Raw genomic sequence first — 254 nt, 5'->3', positions numbered from 1 at the left:
GCCGGCTGGTCGTCGCGGATGCCCAGGTAGGCGCTGCGGCCATTGCGCGCGGTGGTGAAGGACTGGAACGGAATCTGCGGGCGGGCCACCTCCCTGCCCTCGCCCGTCGCCGCGTCCAGGCGCAGGAAAGCGCCGCGCACGCCGCGCTGGCCTTCGCCGATGAGCGTGCGCTCGTCCTGCCAGCGCGCCAGCCACAACGTGCCGTTCCAGCCACGGCCGAGCACCACCTGCCGGCCACCGGCGATGTCGTGCAC

General features: G+C 74.0%; 1 protein-coding gene. It reads right to left on the bottom strand.

Going from position 1 to position 254, the window contains the following annotated elements; genetic code table 11:
* The coding region (locus SB822_RS58990) for a hypothetical protein (RefSeq protein ID WP_410859362.1) at positions 1 to 254 on the bottom strand (254 nt) is incomplete at both ends.

Origin of the sequence: Paraburkholderia sp. SIMBA_054, from assembly GCF_046534875.1 — a bacterium.
GTDB classification, from domain to species: domain Bacteria; phylum Pseudomonadota; class Gammaproteobacteria; order Burkholderiales; family Burkholderiaceae; genus Paraburkholderia; species Paraburkholderia hospita.
The sequence above is the reverse complement of the archived record's forward strand: the minus strand, read 5'-3'. Positions and strand labels throughout refer to the sequence as shown.